Origin of the sequence: Nodosilinea sp. LEGE 06152 (assembly GCF_015207525.1) — a bacterium.
Taxonomy (GTDB): Bacteria; Cyanobacteriota; Cyanobacteriia; order Phormidesmidales; family Phormidesmidaceae; genus Nodosilinea.
Genome location: NZ_JADEWR010000002.1, coordinates 166,047 through 183,195, shown reverse-complemented (window position 1 = coordinate 183,195; position 17,149 = coordinate 166,047). Strand labels below are relative to the sequence as shown.

The 17,149-nt window shown below is 58.4% G+C and carries 12 protein-coding genes; 5 read left to right on the top strand and 7 right to left on the bottom strand.

The genetic code is table 11. The features are described from left to right. Window positions 1-286: 286 nt before the first annotated feature. Both IQ265_RS03310 and IQ265_RS03305 read left to right on the top strand, forming a co-directional pair. Window positions 287-1,189, top strand: a complete 903-nt coding sequence (locus tag IQ265_RS03310) for an ABC transporter permease (RefSeq protein ID WP_194050775.1) — start codon at window positions 287-289, stop codon at window positions 1,187-1,189. 232 nt (window positions 1,190-1,421) lie between these two features. Then, window positions 1,422-1,784: a response regulator gene (locus IQ265_RS03305; protein ID WP_194050774.1), complete on the top strand. Its 363-nt coding sequence runs from the start codon at window positions 1,422-1,424 to the stop codon at window positions 1,782-1,784. An 84-nt stretch (window positions 1,785-1,868) separates the two neighbouring features. Here the strand turns inward: IQ265_RS03305 and IQ265_RS03300 are convergent, their stop codons facing one another. Beyond that, entirely contained in the window at window positions 1,869-2,489 is a 621-nt protein-coding gene (locus IQ265_RS03300; protein ID WP_194050773.1) for a DUF1003 domain-containing protein, read from the bottom strand. Window positions 2,490-2,707: 218 nt separating this feature from the next. Between IQ265_RS03300 and IQ265_RS03295 the strand changes: the two genes are divergently transcribed. Together IQ265_RS03295 and IQ265_RS03290 are read left to right on the top strand one after the other, a co-directional pair. Continuing rightward, window positions 2,708-3,349: a ParA family protein gene (locus IQ265_RS03295; RefSeq protein ID WP_194050772.1), complete on the top strand. Its 642-nt coding sequence runs from the start codon at window positions 2,708-2,710 to the stop codon at window positions 3,347-3,349. Further along, window positions 3,346-4,047 carry a hypothetical protein gene (locus tag IQ265_RS03290; protein WP_194050771.1) on the top strand — a complete coding sequence of 234 codons (702 nt, stop codon included), beginning with the start codon at window positions 3,346-3,348 and terminating at the stop codon, window positions 4,045-4,047. The genes IQ265_RS03295 and IQ265_RS03290 overlap by 4 nt, the downstream gene beginning before the upstream one ends. 11 nt (window positions 4,048-4,058) lie before the next feature. On the opposite strand, the gene IQ265_RS03285 is transcribed toward IQ265_RS03290, so the two are convergent. Beyond that, a complete protein-coding gene (locus IQ265_RS03285) occupies window positions 4,059-4,301 on the bottom strand; it encodes a DUF2811 domain-containing protein (protein WP_194050770.1) in 243 nt (80 codons plus the stop codon). Between the two features lie 702 nt (window positions 4,302-5,003). Beyond that, window positions 5,004-5,582, bottom strand: a complete 579-nt coding sequence (locus tag IQ265_RS03280) for a hypothetical protein (RefSeq protein ID WP_194050769.1) — start codon at window positions 5,580-5,582, stop codon at window positions 5,004-5,006. A gap of 195 nt (window positions 5,583-5,777) precedes the next feature. Between IQ265_RS03280 and IQ265_RS03275 the strand changes: the two genes are divergently transcribed. Continuing rightward, window positions 5,778-6,461, top strand: coding sequence for an SDR family oxidoreductase (locus tag IQ265_RS03275; RefSeq protein ID WP_194050768.1), 684 nt, complete (start codon window positions 5,778-5,780; stop codon window positions 6,459-6,461). A 290-nt stretch (window positions 6,462-6,751) separates the two neighbouring features. Here the strand turns inward: IQ265_RS03275 and IQ265_RS03270 are convergent, their stop codons facing one another. The 4 genes from IQ265_RS03270 to IQ265_RS03255 are packed head-to-tail and all read right to left on the bottom strand — an operon-like array spanning window position 6,752 to window position 16,934. Next, a complete protein-coding gene (locus IQ265_RS03270; protein WP_194050767.1) occupies window positions 6,752-8,677 on the bottom strand; it encodes a response regulator in 1,926 nt (641 codons plus the stop codon). A gap of 3 nt (window positions 8,678-8,680) precedes the next feature. Beyond that, on the bottom strand, window positions 8,681-9,133 hold the full coding sequence (locus tag IQ265_RS03265; protein WP_228037534.1) for a response regulator: 453 nt from the start codon (window positions 9,131-9,133) through the stop codon (window positions 8,681-8,683). Window positions 9,134-9,138: 5 nt separating this feature from the next. Then, the gene (locus tag IQ265_RS03260) at window positions 9,139-10,833 is read right to left on the bottom strand and encodes an ATP-binding protein (protein ID WP_194050765.1); all 1,695 of its coding nucleotides are present in this window, start codon (window positions 10,831-10,833) and stop codon (window positions 9,139-9,141) included. Further along, the gene (locus tag IQ265_RS03255) at window positions 10,830-16,934 is read right to left on the bottom strand and encodes a hybrid sensor histidine kinase/response regulator (protein WP_194051108.1); all 6,105 of its coding nucleotides are present in this window, start codon (window positions 16,932-16,934) and stop codon (window positions 10,830-10,832) included. The genes IQ265_RS03260 and IQ265_RS03255 overlap by 4 nt, the downstream gene beginning before the upstream one ends. Window positions 16,935-17,149: the final 215 nt, after the last annotated feature.

The following is a 17,149-nucleotide window of genomic DNA, read 5'->3' as shown; positions in this document are numbered from 1 at the left end:
TGCGGGTTAGGCATCCGGCCTGGCTGTGGACAGCCGGAACGACTGTTCCACAAATTCTGCAGTATTTGCTCTTTGATTCAGGGCAGACCGAGGTCAGTTCTAGGCTAGCTTACAGGGGCTGCGTAAGTTGCGAATCAAAAACTTCCCTTGACACGGATCGGATCTAGGCATAGTTTGTACCATGCTGCCGTTAGCTAACCTGCATCGCGCCATAGTTAGCGTTTAGGTCTGGTGCTAACCCCCATATCTGCTACTATCGGCTCAACTTACCCAGGCAAGGGTGTCTATGTTTAAGCTGTTAACCAAGTCTGACTATCTGCTGCGCGAAACCCTGCTGGGGCTGCGGCGCGGTGGCTGGATGAACTGGGCGGCGATTAGCACCATTACCGTACTTTTGTTTTTGTTTGGCATCAGCCTGCAGTCGACCTGGCAGCTAGAGCGGCTGCTCAACCAGTTTGGCAGCCAGCTAGAGGTGTCGGCCTACCTGCAAAGCGGCTTTCAAGCCAGCGATCTCAAGCCCGTGGTCGAAGCGTTTCCCGATGTGGTCACAGTTACTCCTGTGACCAAAGAGTCGGCCTGGGCCGAGCTGGTAGCCGATTTGGGCCTGTCGGACATTGCCGGGGCTACCGACCAGCTCAAGGGCAACCCTCTGGTTGATGAACTGAAGGTCAAGGCTAAAGATTCTGAGTCGGTACCGGCGATCGCCAGTCAGCTTGAGGCTCTTGAAGGCATTGACGAAGTGCGCTACGTCGATGAGGCCGTCACTCGCCTGGCTCAGCTCAACGACGGCCTCCGGTGGGCCAGTCTGTTTGTGATTACTATTTTGACGCTCACCGCCACCGCTGTAATTACCACCACCATTCGCTTAATTGTACTGGCCCGCCGTCGCGAAATTGAGGTTATGCAGCTGGTAGGCGCGACCCGAATCTGGATTTACCTGCCGTTTATTTTGCAGGGGGCTACCTTTGGTTTGGCGGGGGCTACGGTAGCCTGGGGGCTGCTGTTTTCCATTCAGCGATTTTTGACCGAGCTAGCCGCCCAGCAGGCCGATTTTATTCAGTTTGTGGTGCAGGGTCTAAGACTTACTCCCCAACAGCTGATTTTGCTGCCAGCCTCGCTGCTGGGGCTGGGCACCCTGGTGGGGCTGATGGGCAGTTTGCTAGCGGTACGCAAATTTTCGCTGCGATAGCATAGCGCCATCGCCGCCTTGGTTAAGCTACGCCACAAGGGCGCTTTAGGTCCAGCAATTACGATCAAAAACGCAATCGAAACAGTATCCCCTTAGGTCGAGTTACCGGTTCACTACCTCTACAGCGACCCGACCCACACTATAGTTTTGAGAAAGTGTTAGAGTCTGCGCAAATTGGCCATAATAGCTACGGAGCAATGGGCGGTCTGCTTACCGTCAGCGAGGCATCAGAATGAGTACAGTGCTAATTGTCGATGACAGCTCAACCCTGCGAGAAATGATTGCCGGGCTGTTGCTCAAAGCTGGCCTAACGGTAGTAGAAGCCAAAGACGGCGTCGAAGCCCAGGAAATGATTCAGGCCACCCCTCCCGACCTGGTGGTGCTCGACATTGTCATGCCCAACATGAATGGCTACGAACTCTGCCGCTGGATCAAAAACACCGCCGCCACCCAAAATATTCCCGTCATTATTTGCTCTAGCAAGGCCGAAGAGTTCGACCGCTACTGGGGCATGAAGCAGGGGGCCGACGCCTACATCACTAAGCCCTTTCGCCCAGCCGATATGATCAGCACCGTCAAGCAGCTGCTGCGCTAGGGCCTGTCATCGATTCTAAATAGTTCCCGTCGGTTGGGTGACACTCCGCGTCACTCAACCGACAAACTTAAGCTTGACAGAACACTATTCGGTCTCTGCCGATATTTCGGTTTCCAGGGTTTCTTTCAGCGCTTCCAGCACGGTCAGGGGGTCGGCTGACTGCTGCATAATGGCAGCTTCGGGGTCGTAGCGCTGCTCCATATCCGGCAGGTCTTCGCGCAGTTCCTCCAGCAGCGCAATAATTTTGGCAATTTTTTTCTCAGACAGCAGACTGAGCTGCAGCATCAGCTGAGTGCGCTGTTCGGCAAAACTCTCCTGACGGTTTTGGCGAATCAGTACCCCGGTTGAGATCAGCAGCGCGGCGGCATCTAGCCCCTGCTCAGCCCAGGTAAAGGTAGGCAGGGCGATCGGTAGCAGGTCTGTATGGTTGAGCCAGTCGCCCGCCAGCCATAGCCCCAGCCCCCCCAGCAGGAGGTATAGGAACGTGGGTCGACTGAACCACGACGCCACCACCTCCAACACCCGCTCCGGAAGGGCGAGGTCCTCAGACTCCTGGCGGTGAATGGCAATAATGGCTTCAATATTTTCAGCAATGGGGTCCGGTAACGGTGCAGTTAAAATGCGTCGCCGATTAGGACGGCGAAACCATCCTTTGGATTGATGGGCGGACGGTTTTGAGGCGGCGGGTGAAGTAGGGTTGGCCATGGCTTGTATTTTATCAGGGGGAGGGGGGAGGGATGAGGGGTGAGGGAGATGGGGCGGGTGAGGGAGATGTGGCGGGTGGGAAAAAACTGGGGAGATTTGGTGATGTCATTGGCGCAGGCTTGGAGTACTATTCCGTAGGTTGGGACGTTGGCGAGAGCCGCTCAGACGAGAATGGCGCGACTATCTAGCCCTGCTAATAGTCTTTGGGAGATGTGACTTTGGCTCGCCCGATTGTGCTAGCGGTGTTTAACGGCAAGGGCGGCGTGGGCAAAACCACCACCGCTGTTAACCTGGCGGCGGTGTTTGCCGAAACCCACTCGGTGCTGCTGGTAGATGCTGACCCCCAGGGGTCGGCCCTGTGGTGGACCGGGCGCAGCCCAATTGACCTGGGCTTTGAGGTCAAGGCCCAAACAAACCCGGCCCGCCTGGCTCGGTTAGGTCAGGAGCACGACCACAGCCTAATTATTGTTGACACACCCCCGGCGCTGGGCTCGGCGATTTTGGCAGCGGTGATTCCATCGGCTGACTATTTGCTGTTGCCAACGCCCCCCGCACCGATGGATTTAGCCGTTTTGATTACTACAGTGAATGAAGCGGTTGCGCCCAGCGGGGTATCCCATCGAGTATTGTTGACGAAGGTGGATTCCCGCAGCGTCGGCGAAGCCATTGAAGCTCAGAACACCCTGCTGGAGCTAAGAATTCCGGCCTGCAATGCGTTTATTCGCGCCTACAAAGCTCACGAGCGGGCTGCCCTAGAGGGGCTGTCCATCCTCAAGTGGCGCGGCAAAAATAACCAGGAGGCCCGTTCTGACTACTGCCGAGTTGCCGAAGAACTACAGCGAGACTGGAACCAGCCATGACTAAAAAACGCCTCTCCGACCTCCTCAAAGAAGAAGTGACTAAGGCTGATGCCCCAGGTGCCGCCGAGGCCGAAGCAGCTCCCCAGCCCAGCCGCCGCGCGTCTTCGGCTCGGCGTACGGCAACTAGCCGCCGCACTAAGGCGACTTCTCAACCAGCCGCAGAGCCAGAGTCTAAGACAGAACCCGAGTCAAAACCTGAGCCACAGCCTGAGCCAGAGGTCGCCGCTGAGCCGATCGCTCCAGACCAGCCTGCAGCGGCGATCGCTCCCCAGCCCCCGGCTAACGATATGGCCGATCGCCTCAGCGCTCTAGAAAAAGACCTCGCAGCCGCCCAAAAAGATAAAGCCCAGCTGGAGAAAACCGTTGCCGGGCTGCAAAAAGACCTAGAAACCCAGCAGGGCCGACTGTTTGAACTCAAAGACAGCCTCGATCAGGCCGAGACAGCTGCTAAAGCGAAGGCCGACGCTCTGACCAAAACCCAGGCTGAGCTGGACGAAGCGAAAAAAACGATTTTGAAGCTGACCGAAACGGCAGCCCCAGCGCCCCACCGCATTTCTGGGGTCGACATCCTGCCCCGCCGCCCGGTGGAGCCTAAGGCCAACAGACCTGCCTACCACCGGGGCGTACCTGACTATGCCATTCAAAAAGGGCAACCCAACCCTATGCTGACCGATGCCGACATTGGTTGGGTTGATTAGCTGAGCGGCGGCTAGGGCGTGTAGTCGAATAGGGCGTCGAGGTAGATGCGGTTGACGTCGCGATGGCCTTTAGCGGTCGATCGCGGCCCATTGCCGCTGACATTCTGCATCAGAAACAGCGACAGGGCTGCGCAGAAGACTCGGTGCTGGTTCCAGGCGGGGTTTTTGTCTAGGTACACCTGCAGCGCCTCGTACAGTTCTTCGGGCACTTCGGCCATGAGGCTAACTTTGGGCGTGGTTACGTCGCGAGTCATAGGGCGCTGCCTTTGTTGAGGGGATGCGGACCGGGAAGGAGCCTGAAGGGTGAAACGGGGTAGTATAAATGCACTTTTGGAGCGGGCCAAGGCCGTTTGACGCAGGAGCTGTGAGCGGTTTTCGCCGCCACTGCCCGCAGAAAACTGGCGGGGGAGCTAACAACTCCTGCCCACCTAGGCGCGATGTTTACGTAGAGTCAATTTGTAAAAACGTTAGAAGCGAAACCCTGGGGCCGACCATTGCCCGTGGCTAAGCCAGCGCCCTACAATCCACGCCGTTGATGACCTAAGGTCGGGTCTTAGAGGCCGTTGAGTAAGGGTCTTGGCTGTGCCAGTCGCATCATTCTGCCGAACTCTCCGGATGCTGTCAATCTTGCTTTAGAAGCGCGTTTGGGCTAGTAGTGCAGGGTGCCTACGGCGGGATGGGGGTTTTGGAGATTCCTTCAGAGCGCAGGGGGCGATCGCTGGGTATCGAGCGATCGCTGGAGGCTGGAGTGCCGTTTTCCACAGAGCGGTGCTAGGCCCTGGTTCACCGTCAGTGCCTGGGGAAAACCTGGGGAAAACCTCGGCAGGCCTGGGGAAAAGCCGGGGAAAAATAGGCGAAAAAATTTTGTTTTGTAACGTTTTTGGCCAAGAGGGATTGACGTTTAGCCAAAGTACTGCCCTAGGCCGTAACGGCAGGGCTGAGGCGGTGGGACCAGATTAGTCTTTTGTTGTAGTGTTGCCCTTGGCTCCGTCTAGGGCCAGGGGTGAGGGCGAAAGGGGCGGCCAGCGTACATCCCACAGGGCCCAGGTGGCAGCGGCCAGCAGCAGGGCAATGGCGGGGGTGCGCCACGGAAACATGGGGCGATCGCCCGACCAGACCAGCTGAGGACTGCCTTCACCGGCCATGAACCGATGCAGCTGATCGCTCAGGGCGGTGGCAGACAGGGGCGTGCGTACCTCGGGCAGCGTGAGCTGCCGCCCCGACCCCAGCAGCGTGAGGCGATGGCAAAAGCGCACCCCACCGCGCGGTGTGTTGTCGCACAGGTCTGAGGCAATGGCAATCTCCTGCAGGGCAAACCCCTGGGCGCGGGGTAGCCAGGCCCAGAGCTGAGACCGCACAGCCCGGCAGTAAACCTGACCGGGGGCGGCACGATCGCACAGAACACTGCTAGGACCGGGCAAACTCAGGCCCCATAGCCCCAGCAGGGCCGTACAGAGCAGCAGCACTACCGGCACTCGCCGCAGTCTGGAGGCCCAGTTATTAACTGTTTTTGCTGCTATTGTCTTTGCTGCCATGGGGCCTAGCCCTGCCTTGACCAACGGTTCATCCTATCCTGCCATGGATGCATCGCCGCCCCTTGCGCCCTTGGCCAGATTAAGGCATGCTCAGCCATAGCTGAGTGCCTGGATCTAGCAGCCGGGCCAATTCCACTAGGGTTGAACGCACCTGTATTTCTAATCGCGTATTTCTTCCATACGTATCTCTTCTTTATGGGCAAACACATCGTTATTACTGGGGTAAGCCAGGGGCTGGGCCGCGCGATGGTCGATGGCTTTGTGGCTGAGGGGCATCGAGTTTCGGGCTGTGCCCGCCGCGCCGAGGCCGTAGCCGAGCTGGCAACCCAGTACCCCAGTCCCCATCTGTTCAGCGCTGTCGATGTTCGCGACGATGGGGCGGTGGCAGCTTGGGCTGAGGCCGTTATGGCGGCCAACGGCCTGCCCGACCTGGTGCTAAACAATGCCGGGCTGGTCAACCGTCCTGCCCCCCTGTGGGCCGTACCCGCAGACGAGTGCGACGCCGTTATTGCCGTCAACCTCAGCGGCACCTGCAACGTCATTCGTCACTTTGCCCCGCCTATGGTCGAGCGGCGATCGGGCATTTTTGTCAACTTTAGCTCGGGCTGGGGGCGATCGACCTCGCCAGGGGTGGCCCCCTACTGCGCGACTAAGTGGGGCGTGGAGGGGCTGACCCAGGCTCTATCGCAGGATTTACCACCGGGAATGGCGGCAGTGGCCCTCAACCCCGGCATCATTCACACCGCCATGCTGGAAACCTGCTACGGCGAGGATGCCGCTGCCTATACCCCCATCGCGGCCTGGGTCAAGGCGGCGGTGCCGTACATCTTAAGCATTCAGCCTGGAGACAATGGGCGGGCGCTGACGGTGCCGGGGTAGGGGTGAGGGAGTGGGAGGGTAGGCGGGTGGATGGGTGCCGCTCCGGTCCCTGAGCGAAGTCGAAGGGAGCGAAGCCGAAGGGACCGGAGTCGACGGGAGTCGATGTGTGCCGGTCTGGTCCCTGAGCGAAGTCGAAGGGAGCGGAGTCGAAGGGAGTCGATGCGTGCCGGTCTGGTCCCTGAGCGAAGTCGAAGGGAGCGAAGCCGAAGGGAGTCGATGCGTGCCGGTCTGGTCCCTGAGCGGAGTCGAAGGGAGCGGAGTCGAAGGGAGCGAATAGGTAAGCGGGTCGTTTAGGCGTCTGGTTGCAGAGCGGTATGCACGACTTTAATCAGTTCTTCAATGGTGTAGGGCTTGGGTAGAAAACCCTGAACTTTAAGGGAGGCAATGGAGGTCAGTTTGGCGTTGTGATAGGGCAACCCGCTGACGGCAACAGCCTGCACCTGAGGATTGATTTTTTGCAGCACTCGAAACGTGGTCGCCCCGTCTAGAGACGGCATCATCATATCCATAATTACCAGCTGGATGTCGCTTTGGTGCTGGGCGTAGAGGGCGATCGCATCTAGACCATCGCAGGCGGTTAAAACGCGGTAGTTGTAGGCTTCTAAGGATGCTTTGGTAACCTCACAAACGGGGGGTTCGTCATCTACAACCAAAATCAGCTCTTGATTGCCAACCAGGGCCTCTGACGGACCAATATCGGAGCGGTGGGTCGCAATCACGGCCGGCAGAAAAATTTTGAACTGGGTTCCTTTTTCGGCCGAGCTAGACTCTGACGAGCTCACCACGGTGATAAAGCCCCGGTGGCTTTTAACAATGCCTAGAGCGGTTGACAGCCCCAGCCCGGTGCCAGTGCCGATGTCTTTGCTGGTAAAGAAAGGCTCAAAAATGCGATCGAGCAGTTCGGGGGCAATGCCACAGCCGGTATCGGCTACGGTAATGGCAATATATTTACCCACCCTGGCATCTAGGTTTGTGCGCACGTAGTTTTCGTCGAGGGTCAAATTTTCGGCTGAAATTTCGAGCTTTCCTCCCTGGGGCATGGCATCGCGGGCGTTAACGCACAAGTTCATCAGCACCTGGTGAATTTGGGTTGGGTTACCCGAAATAGTCCAGAGGTCGCGGGCAATATCTACCTCTAATTCGATCGATTTGGGAAAAGTTTCTCGGATGATTTGTTGAATTTCTCGAATTAAATGCCCCACCTGAAGGACGGTATCATTACCTTCAATGCCACGGGCAAAAGACAGCACCTGTTTGATGATTTCGGCTCCCCGTCTGGCGTTGGTCTCGAGCACCTGCAGCATGTGCAGACTGCGTTCATCTAAATTGCTAGACTTCATTTGCAGAAGCTGCGCGGTGGTGAGCACAGGGGTCAAAATATTGTTGAGATCGTGGGCAATACCGCTGGCCAACGTGCCGATACTCTCCATGCGTTGGGCCCGAAAAAACTGCGCTTCGAGCTGTTTTTTGGCCGTCACATCGGTACTGACGATCAGAATAAACTGGGGCTGGCCGTCATCGTCGCGCACCAGAGACCAGCGGCTTTCCACAATGATTTTTTGGCCGGTTTTAGTAATCTGGTTGAGTTCTCCCTGCCATTCGTTTTCAAGCATGAGCTGCTGCTGAGCGGGATGAACTCGCTCTAAATCGTCTAGGGCGTACAGAAGGTCAGTCGTTTTCTGGCCCAGGGCCTCTGCGCTGGTCCACCCGTACAGCCGTTCTGCGCCCTTGCTCCAAAACAAAATTTGGTTTTGCACATCGCGAACGAGAATGGCGTCTGTGGCGATATCGAGCAGTGCTGCCTGCTCACGAATTTTTTGCTCAGCCCGCTTGCGCTCGATCGCATAGCGAATTGAGCGCACCAGCAGCTCGCCGGTAATTTGGCCCTTGACCAGGTAGTCTTGAGCGCCGGCCTGAACCGCGTTGAGCGCCAGCGTTTCGTCATTTAGGCCGGTGGTGACCACAATGGGCACGTTGCGCTCCTGCTGATGCAGCTGCTCAAAGGTGGCAAACCCTCGGCTGTCGGGCAAAAACAGATCTAGCAACACGATGTCAAAGGGGGCTTCCTTGAGGTGTTGTATGCCCTGGCTCAGGCTGTCGGCGTGGTGGAGCTGAATGTGAACCGAGACGGTTTCCCGCAGCAGCTCCTGCAGTAGACGCCTGTCGCCAGGGTTGTCTTCAATCAGCAGCACGCGGATGGGGGCTTGGGAATCCATGGCTTACTCCGAGGGTAGCTCGACCATAGATAACCAGAAATCTTCAATGGATTTGATGCTTCTTGTAAAGTGCTCCAGGTCAATTGGCTTAGTGATGTAGCAATTGGCGTGGAGGTTGTAGGCGCTCATGATGTCTTCCTCGGCGTGGGAGCTGGTAAACACAATGACCGGAATGTGCTTGAGCGTCTCATTGGTTTTGATCGTTTCGAGCACCTCTAGACCGCTGCGACGCGGCAAATTGAGGTCTAGCAAGACCAAGTGTGGGTTGGGTGCGTGGCTGTAGGGCGCAGTGTGGGTCAAAAAGGCGATCGCCTTTTCGCCATCGTCTACCACGTTGAGGTGATTGCAAATTTGGCCTTCTTTTAGCACCTCCTGGGTGAGCCGAATGTCGCCAGGATTGTCTTCGACCAGCAGAATTTCAATGGGATTCAGGGACTCAATAACGGATTTAACCATCACCATCAGCTCATGCCCCCTGCTGGAATTGTGAAGTAGAAGGTTGATCCCTGATTTGGTTTAGACTGTACCCAAATTTTACCACCGTGTCGCTCAACAATTTTCTTGCAAACCGCTAGCCCTATGCCTGTACCTGGGTAGGCGATTCGATTGTTTAACCGTTGAAAAATCACAAAGATTTGGTCAGCATATTGGGGGTCAATGCCAATGCCATTATCTTGGACAGAAAATAACCATACATCCTCCTTTTGACTGGCTTCAATGGCAACGCGGGCCGGTGCTTCGCTGCGAAACTTGATGCCATTACTGATTAAGTTTTGAAAAAGTTGGGTGAGCTGGGTGGGGTCGGCCTGCACCTGGGGCAGCCCATGATAGGTCACGGTGGCCTCGCTTTCTTCGATCGCCACCTTGAGATTGGCGATCGCCCGCTCGACCGCCTGGGTGCTGCTGGTGGGTTCAAAGGCCCGCCCCTGGGTACCCACGCGGGAGTAGGTGAGCAGGTCGTTAATTAGCGTGCGCATGCGCAGGGCACCGTCGACGGCGAACTGGATAAAATCGTCGGCGTCGGCATCGAGCTGACCCTTGTAGCGGCGCTCTAGGAGCTGCAGGTAGCTAGTGACCATGCGCAGCGGCTCCTGCAGGTCGTGGGAGGCAACGTAGGCAAATTTTTGCAGCTCGTCGTTGGAGCGGGCTAGCTCCTGGCGCTGGAGCACTTCCTGCTCTAGGAGCTGGGCCTGGGTGAGCGCTATAGCCATTTGGTTGGCGAGCTGCTGGAGTAGCTCACTCTCGAAGGTGGTCCAGTGGCGCGGGGCTGAGCACTGGTGGGCAATCAGCAACCCCCACAGGTCGCCCTGGGTGATGATCGGCACCACCAGCTTGGCCTGCACCCAAAACTGCCGCAAAAAATCGACCAGACAGGCGGCGACCTGCTGATCCCGGTTAGCGTCGGCCAGCATGCGAACGCGGCCCTGGCGGTATTGCTCCCTAGACTCCGGGGGAAACACCTCCTGGGGAAAGACAACCCCCATCACCTCCGGCAGACCCGGCTGCACCGCCTCGGCCACGCCGCTGCCGGTGCCGTCGGGCCAGAGGCGGTAGATGAGCACCCGATCGGCCTGAAGAATGGCTTTGACCTCGGTCACCGAAGTTTGCAGGATGTCGTTGATCTGCAACGATTGGCGAATTTTGAGGGAGACGCCGGCCAGCAGCTGCGATCGCTGATTTTGCTGGCGCAGGGCGGCTTCGGCCTGGGTGCGCTCCTGCACTTCGCGCTCCAGGCGGGCGTTTTGGTCTTGGAGCTGCTGGGTCAGCGCCTGCAGGCGCAGATGGGTCTTAACCCGAGCCAGCACCTCCTCGTACTGGAGCGGCTTGGTAATAAAATCGACCGCGCCCAGGGCAAACCCTTTGACCTTCTCGGGCGTATCGGTGAGCGCGGTTAAGAAAATCACCGGAATCGCGGCGGTTGACTGACTGCCTTTGAGGCGACGGCAGGTCTCAAACCCGTCCATACCCGGCATCAGAATGTCGAGCAGGATCAGATCGGGAGCGGCATAGTGAGCTTTTTCGAGGGCGCTTTCCCCGTCTTCGGCAAAGAGCACCTTGAACCCGGCATTGTTCAAAAAATCGAACAGCACCTCCAGGTTGGTTGGGGTGTCGTCTACCACCAGAATGGTGCCTGTATTGGCGGTGTCCTCGCTCATGTCGATGGTTGGTAGCGTTTGATCAATGCGATCGCCTGTCTTCCCTTATAGCTCATTGCCAACTGCCTCAGCTGAGCGGCAAAGGGTGTCCACTGCGAGTTGAGCGTCTCTAGCTGCTGGGTGTAGGCAACCAGGCCCTTGAGGTCGCCCCGCTGGGCCAGATCGAGCAGAGCGTCGAGGTCTGAGGCGGGCGGAATAGCCGCGATCGGCAGGGCGATGAGGGAAACGGCGGCGGAGTCGGACGCGGCACCCTGGCTGGCGACGGGGCTGTTCGTGCCGGGGGCGTAGACCCAATCTAGCTTGAGGTGGGTCTGGAGCGTCTGGAGCAGGGCGGCCTCCTGCACGGGCTTGGGCAAAAAGGCGTCGCACTGGGCGGCCTGGCTCAGGCGCTGGTCTAGCTCTAGCACGCTGGCCGACACCGCAATGACGGTTATTGCCTGTAGCTCGGGGCTTTGCCGCAGGCGGCGGGTCATCTCAAAGCCATCCATCCGCGGCATGACCAGATCGACCAGCACCGCATCGGGCCGATGCTGCCGGGCCTGCTCTAGTCCAGCGGCACCGTCGGCCGCCTCAATCACCCTAAAGCCCAGCGGAATTAAAAAGTTGATCAGCACGGCCCGGTTGTAGTCTTTATCGTCAACAACCAGAATGGTGCGTGGGTCGCCCCGGTAGCCCGCGATCGCCCGCTGCGCCGCTGCCGCTGCCCGGTCGCTGGGCTGCAATGCCACCAGGTGGAGATCAAACCAAAACCGGCTGCCCTGGCCTGGGCGGCTGGTTACGTGAATGTCGCTACCCATTAACTGTACGAGCTGCCGGCTAATTGCCAACCCCAGCCCGGTGCCCTCGCTGCGGCGATTGGGTGCCGGGGCGCAGTGAAATGGGTCAAAGATCTGCTCTAGCTGCTCGGGGGCAATCCCAATGCCGGTGTCTTTAATTTGAAAGCGCAGGGGGCTGGCTGTCGAGCGATCGCCCGGCTGGTTTTGCCCCTCGGGCTCGCGGGGATCGCCGTCGGTTGGCCAGAGGTGGGCGTATCCCACCGTCAGCGTAACGCCGCCTGTCTCGGTAAATTTAATTGCGTTGCCCAGCAGGTTGAGCAACACCTGCTGCAGCCGCTTTTCATCGGCCTCAACGTGCTGGGGCAGGGCCGAGAGCACCTCGTAGTTGAGCGGAATATGCTTTTGGCTGGCGCGAATGCGGCAGATCTCCAGCACGTTCTCAAGAAACGGGGGCAGGTGAAACCGGCTGGGGTGCAGCTCCATTTTTCGCGCTTCGATTTTAGAGAGATCGAGCACGTCGTTGATCAGCGTCAGCAGGTACTCGCCGCACTGATGAATCACGTTCAGCCCGTTTTGCTGCTGCTCGGTGAGGGTCTGGTGTTTTTTGAGCACCTGACTGTAGCCCAAAATGCCGTTTAGCGGCGTGCGCAGCTCGTGGCTCATATTGGCCAAAAACTCGCTCTTGGCGCGGCTTGCCACCATAGCCGCCTCTTCGGCCCGCTGCCGCTCCTGAATCTCCTGCTGCAGGTGAATGTTGTTTTGCTGTAGCTCCAGGGTGCGGGCGGCGACGTTGGCTTCCAGGGTGCGGTTGGCCTCTTCTAAATCGGCGTAGAGCCGGGCGTTTTCAATTGAAATAGCGGCCTGACCGGCCAGCAGCTGCAGAACCTCCAGCCGGTCTTGGGTAAACGCGCCGGCAGTGAGGTTGTTCTCCAGGTAAAGCATGCCGGTCAGCTTGCCCTGGTGCAGAATGGGGGCACACAAAACCGACTTGGGCTGCCGCGCCTGCACGTAGGGATCGCTGGCAAAGAGGTCTTCCTCGTGGGCATCGTTGAGCACTAGGGCCAACCGGGTGCGGGCCACGTAGTTGACCACCGACAGGGGCAGGGACAAGGCCTTGGCTGCGTCGGCCTCCCCCAGGTCGCTCTGGTGGACGGCGATCGCGTCCTCATCCACCGTTCCTGAGGCTTTGATCACCAGCTGCCCGGCTGTCTCTAGCAGCAGCAGGCCCGTCTCGGCCCCGGCGTTCTCGAGCACGATCTGCATCAGCGTGGTGAGCAGGTCGCTCAGCACAATTTCCTTCGACAGCGCCTGCGACGCCTTCATAATGGCGGCCAAATCAAAGCCCTGTAGCCCACTGGTCGAGCTGGTGTGGGTGATCCGCGCGGGCACTGCGATCGCCTCTCGCTCGGCGGTTTGGGCCAGTAGCTGAGGGTAGCGATCGCCTAGCTGATTGGCTTTGGCGATCGCCCCCCAGCGCAGATAGCCGTAGTAGGCCTCGGCCAGATACACCTGCGCCACCCGATCGCGACCTTGCCCCAGGTAAAACTCGGCGGCCCGTTCGTTGGCCAGGGCGGCTTCGTGGTTATAACCCTGCTCGCGGGCGGCGGCAATGGCGCGATCGTAGTGCTCCATCGCCTGCCAGGGCTGGCCCAGCACCCGCGCTTTCTCGGCCTCCACCAGGTCGTACTTGTGCTGAAAGTTCATGGGGGCGTGGTCGGCCCAGCGCCGCAGCTGCGCCTGATTTTGCGCAACTTTGCTGAGCGCTACGTCTAGCCGCTCGGGCGACTGGGCCAAGTGGGCCAGCGAACTGTAAAAATAGAAGGTGGGCTCCACCAAAAAGGCCTTCACCCCGTCTAAATACTGCTCGGCCTCGGCAGCATCGGCCAGGGCCTGCTCGTACTGGCCAAACAGGTAGCTGAGCATCAGCTTGTTGAGGTAGAGGTAGTGCAGCCCGGTGCGATCGTTGCCGGCCTTGAGCAGGGGCAGAGCCTCGGCTTCCTGGTAGACCTCGCCCTGCAGCAGGTTGGGATGCTTTGCTGAACTGGTTAAATTCAGCACCGCCTGCTGCACAATTTGATTCCAGCCCAGGGTATTGTCCTGCTTGAGCTGGGCCAGGTTATCGCTGATGGCGGTCATTTCGGGGGCCAGCTGGCCGAGGTCTTGCCCCATCAAGTAAGCGTGGTGGCAGTGCTGAATCGCCGCATAGCCCCCGTATTCAAACTGGCCGTTTTCTAGACCGCTTTGGTAGCCATCCCACAGCAGCGGCAGCGTTTCGCGCACGTGAACCTTGCCGTGCAGCGTGCAGGCCCCGGCCACAAAGCTGACGCTGGCCCTCAGCTCTACTGCACTAAATTGCTCTACCACCTGAAGCGCCAGGCTGCCAAACTGGTAGGCCAGCTCGCTGTTCTGCAAAATGCCGTTGAGAATGACGCCGTAGCACACGTAGCCGTAGGCGGCAAAGGGCGAGCTGCCATAGGCGACCGATAGGTTGACCTGCTTGCAGATCACCAGCGGAAACAGGTGCGGGGCCGCCTGGTAACAGGGCGACCCTAGGCTGGTGAGCATGCGCACGGCGGCTAGCTTCTCAGAGTCGGTCATCGGCGGCAGATGCAGCAGATCTGCGGGAGTCTTGTCGGCCAGTGTGGCGGCGGTGTGGGCCAGGGTTTGCTGAATATCGGCCTCGCTGGGCGACTCAGGGATCGTCACCCCCAGCCGCGCCAGCGCTTCTAGCCCAATTTTGACCGCTTCGAGCTGCTTCACCTGGGCCATACAGGCCTGAATTTGGACCTCGTAGATCTTCATGGTGTGGATGGGCGATCGCACCCGCTCCAGGGCCAGGGCGGTCCAGGCTTCCATCTGCTCAAAGTCGCCATTCAGGTAGGCCGACTCGGCGGCGGCTTCGTGCAGGGCCAGGGTCAGGTTGTACTGCTGTTGCCAACTCCTGGCGGGCAGCAGGTCTAGCCCCACCCGCAGGTAGCGCAGGGCCGAGTCGTAGGCGGCGGCGGCTTTGGCTTTTTGGCCTGCAACTCGGTTGAGTTCGGCCAGCTGGTAGATCTCGGCCTCGGCGGTGAGCAAGTCGGCCCCGTAGTTGAGCTGGTTGACAATGGCAAAAACATTCTCGTTGCGCTCCTCGGGTGAGCTGTTTTTTAGCAGCAGCTGACCAATCTTGAGGTGGGTTTCCTGCCGCTGCGACTGAGGGATTAGCGAGTAGGCCGCCTGCTGCACCCGGTCGTGCAAAAAACGATAGGCGATCGCAACGTCGGGGCCAGAGGGCAAGAGATCCTCGAAACGTTCTACAGCACGGGTCTCGACATCGAGCGCCAGCGGAATTTTGTAGAACTGGTTGAGGGGCACCACAAATTCTGCCTGCAGGGCTTCCCAGAGATCGGCGGCGGTTTCGGTTTGGGAAGCTTGGTTGACAATGGCCAGCACGTCGAGGGCAAACTTATCGCCAATGCAGGCCGCTAGCTTGAGCACCCGCTGGGTTTGAGCCGACAGTTTTTGAATCTGAGCGATCATCAGGTCAACGACATTCTCGGTGATGGCGATGCCCTGCAGCACCTCCATCTGCCACCGCCACTGGCCCTGGTCAAAATCGAACCAGAGCTGCTGGTCTTGATGCAGCGACTTCAACAGCTGGGTAAGAAAAAACGGGTTGCCCTGGGTTTTGCGAAACACCAGCTCGGCCAGGGGTTGGGCCTGGGCCTGGCTGGTGTGCAGCGTGTCGGCCACCAGCTGATTGACCTGGGGCAGATCGAGGGGTTGCAGCACCAGCCTGCGGGCGCTCGCCCCCGCCGCCTGAATTTGCTCCAGGGTGTGCATCAAGGGGTGCGCCAGGCTCACCTCGTTGTCGCGGTAAGCGCCCAGCAGCAGTAGATACGCGTTTTCTGGATTGGTCACCAGCCGCTCAATCAGTTTCAGCGACGGCAGATCGGCCCACTGGAGGTCATCGAGAAAAATGACCAGGGGATGGTCGGGCTGGCTAAACACCCGAACAAACTGTTGAAAGACTCGATTAAAGCGGTTTTGCGCCTCCGATGGCCCCAGCTGAGCCACCTCGGGCTGCGGCCCCACAATTCGCTCCAGCTCGGGAACTACGTCGATAATAATTTGAGCGTTTGGGCCTAAAGCCTGCAGCAATTTCGCTTTCCAGCCCGCGATGCGATCGTCGCTTTCGGTTAGCAGCTGCCGCGTCAGCTCTTGAAAGGCCTGGGCCAGAGACGCGTAGGGCACGTTGCGCTTAAACTGGTCAAACTTGCCGCTGATAAAATACCCCCGCTGCCGAGAAATCGGTTTGTGAACCTCATTCACCAGCGACGTTTTGCCAATGCCTGAGTAGCCGCTGACCAGCATGAGCTCAGTGGCCCCGGCGCTCACCTGCTCAAAGGCCGTCATCAGAGCGGCAACTTCAGCTTCTCGACCGTAGAGCGTCTGCGGAATTAGAAACTGGCTAAAACAATCGAGCTGCCCTACAGGAAAGGCGGCGATCGCGCCAGTTTGCTCCAGCTGGGTTTGACAGCTCACCAGATCGGCCCTCAGACCGGACGCGCTCTGATAGCGATCTTCGGCGGTTTTGGCCAACAGCTTCATTACCAAATCGGCCAGGGGCAGTGGCACGGCGCTATTAATTTGGTTGGGGGCCACGGGCGTTTTGGCAATGTGGCTATGCACCAGCTCCAGCGGGTCGGTCGATTGAAACGGCAGCTGCCCGGTCAGCATTTCGTAGAAGGTGACGCCCAGGGAATAAAAGTCGCTGCGGTAGTCGATCGCGCGATTCATGCGGCCGGTTTGCTCGGGCGACAGGTAGGCCAGCGTGCCTTCGAGCAGCGTGGGGTTGCTGACCGCCGAGTTTTCCTGCGAGAGGCGAGAGGCAATGCTGAAATCGATGATTTTGACCTGCCTACTCTGGGGCTGAATCAAAATGTTTTGGGGATTGATGTCTTTGTGAACAATCTGGTTTTGATGCAGGTTGATGAGGGCATCGGCGAGCTGCAGAGCAATGGCAAGGAACTCGGCGATCGCCAGAGAGTGCTGGCTTAAATAGTCTTTTAGGGCAACGCCGCCAAAGTCTTCTAAAAGCAGCGCCAGACCATTTTGGTCGGTTTCTAGCCCCAATGGCTTGATAATACCGGGGTGGTTTAAGCTGTCTAAAATCTTAAACTCGTGCCTGAGCCGGGTAATGTCTTCGAGCGACGGGTAGTCATCCCTAAGCCGCTTAACGATGACGGGTTGCTGATTCTGTAGCCTCACTCCAGCGTAAACTCTGGTGTGAACCCCTTCGTGAATAACCCGCTGGAGGCTATAGCTAGCCGCTGCTTTCTTCAAAACCTTCAAAGCACCTATCTATAGGTAGAAATCGCGATCGCCCACTGGGTCGAGCTGCTGCAAAACAGGCCAAGAAACCTTTAAGAAACCTTTAGAGCAAAACGCTTGGCATCTCTCAACGTAAGCTTTTTAATACAGGGCTTGCCCTAATTTTATCATCGGGTTAATCTCGCGAGAATGGAGGGCAATTAGGCTTGAATCGGGACGGTTAGAAT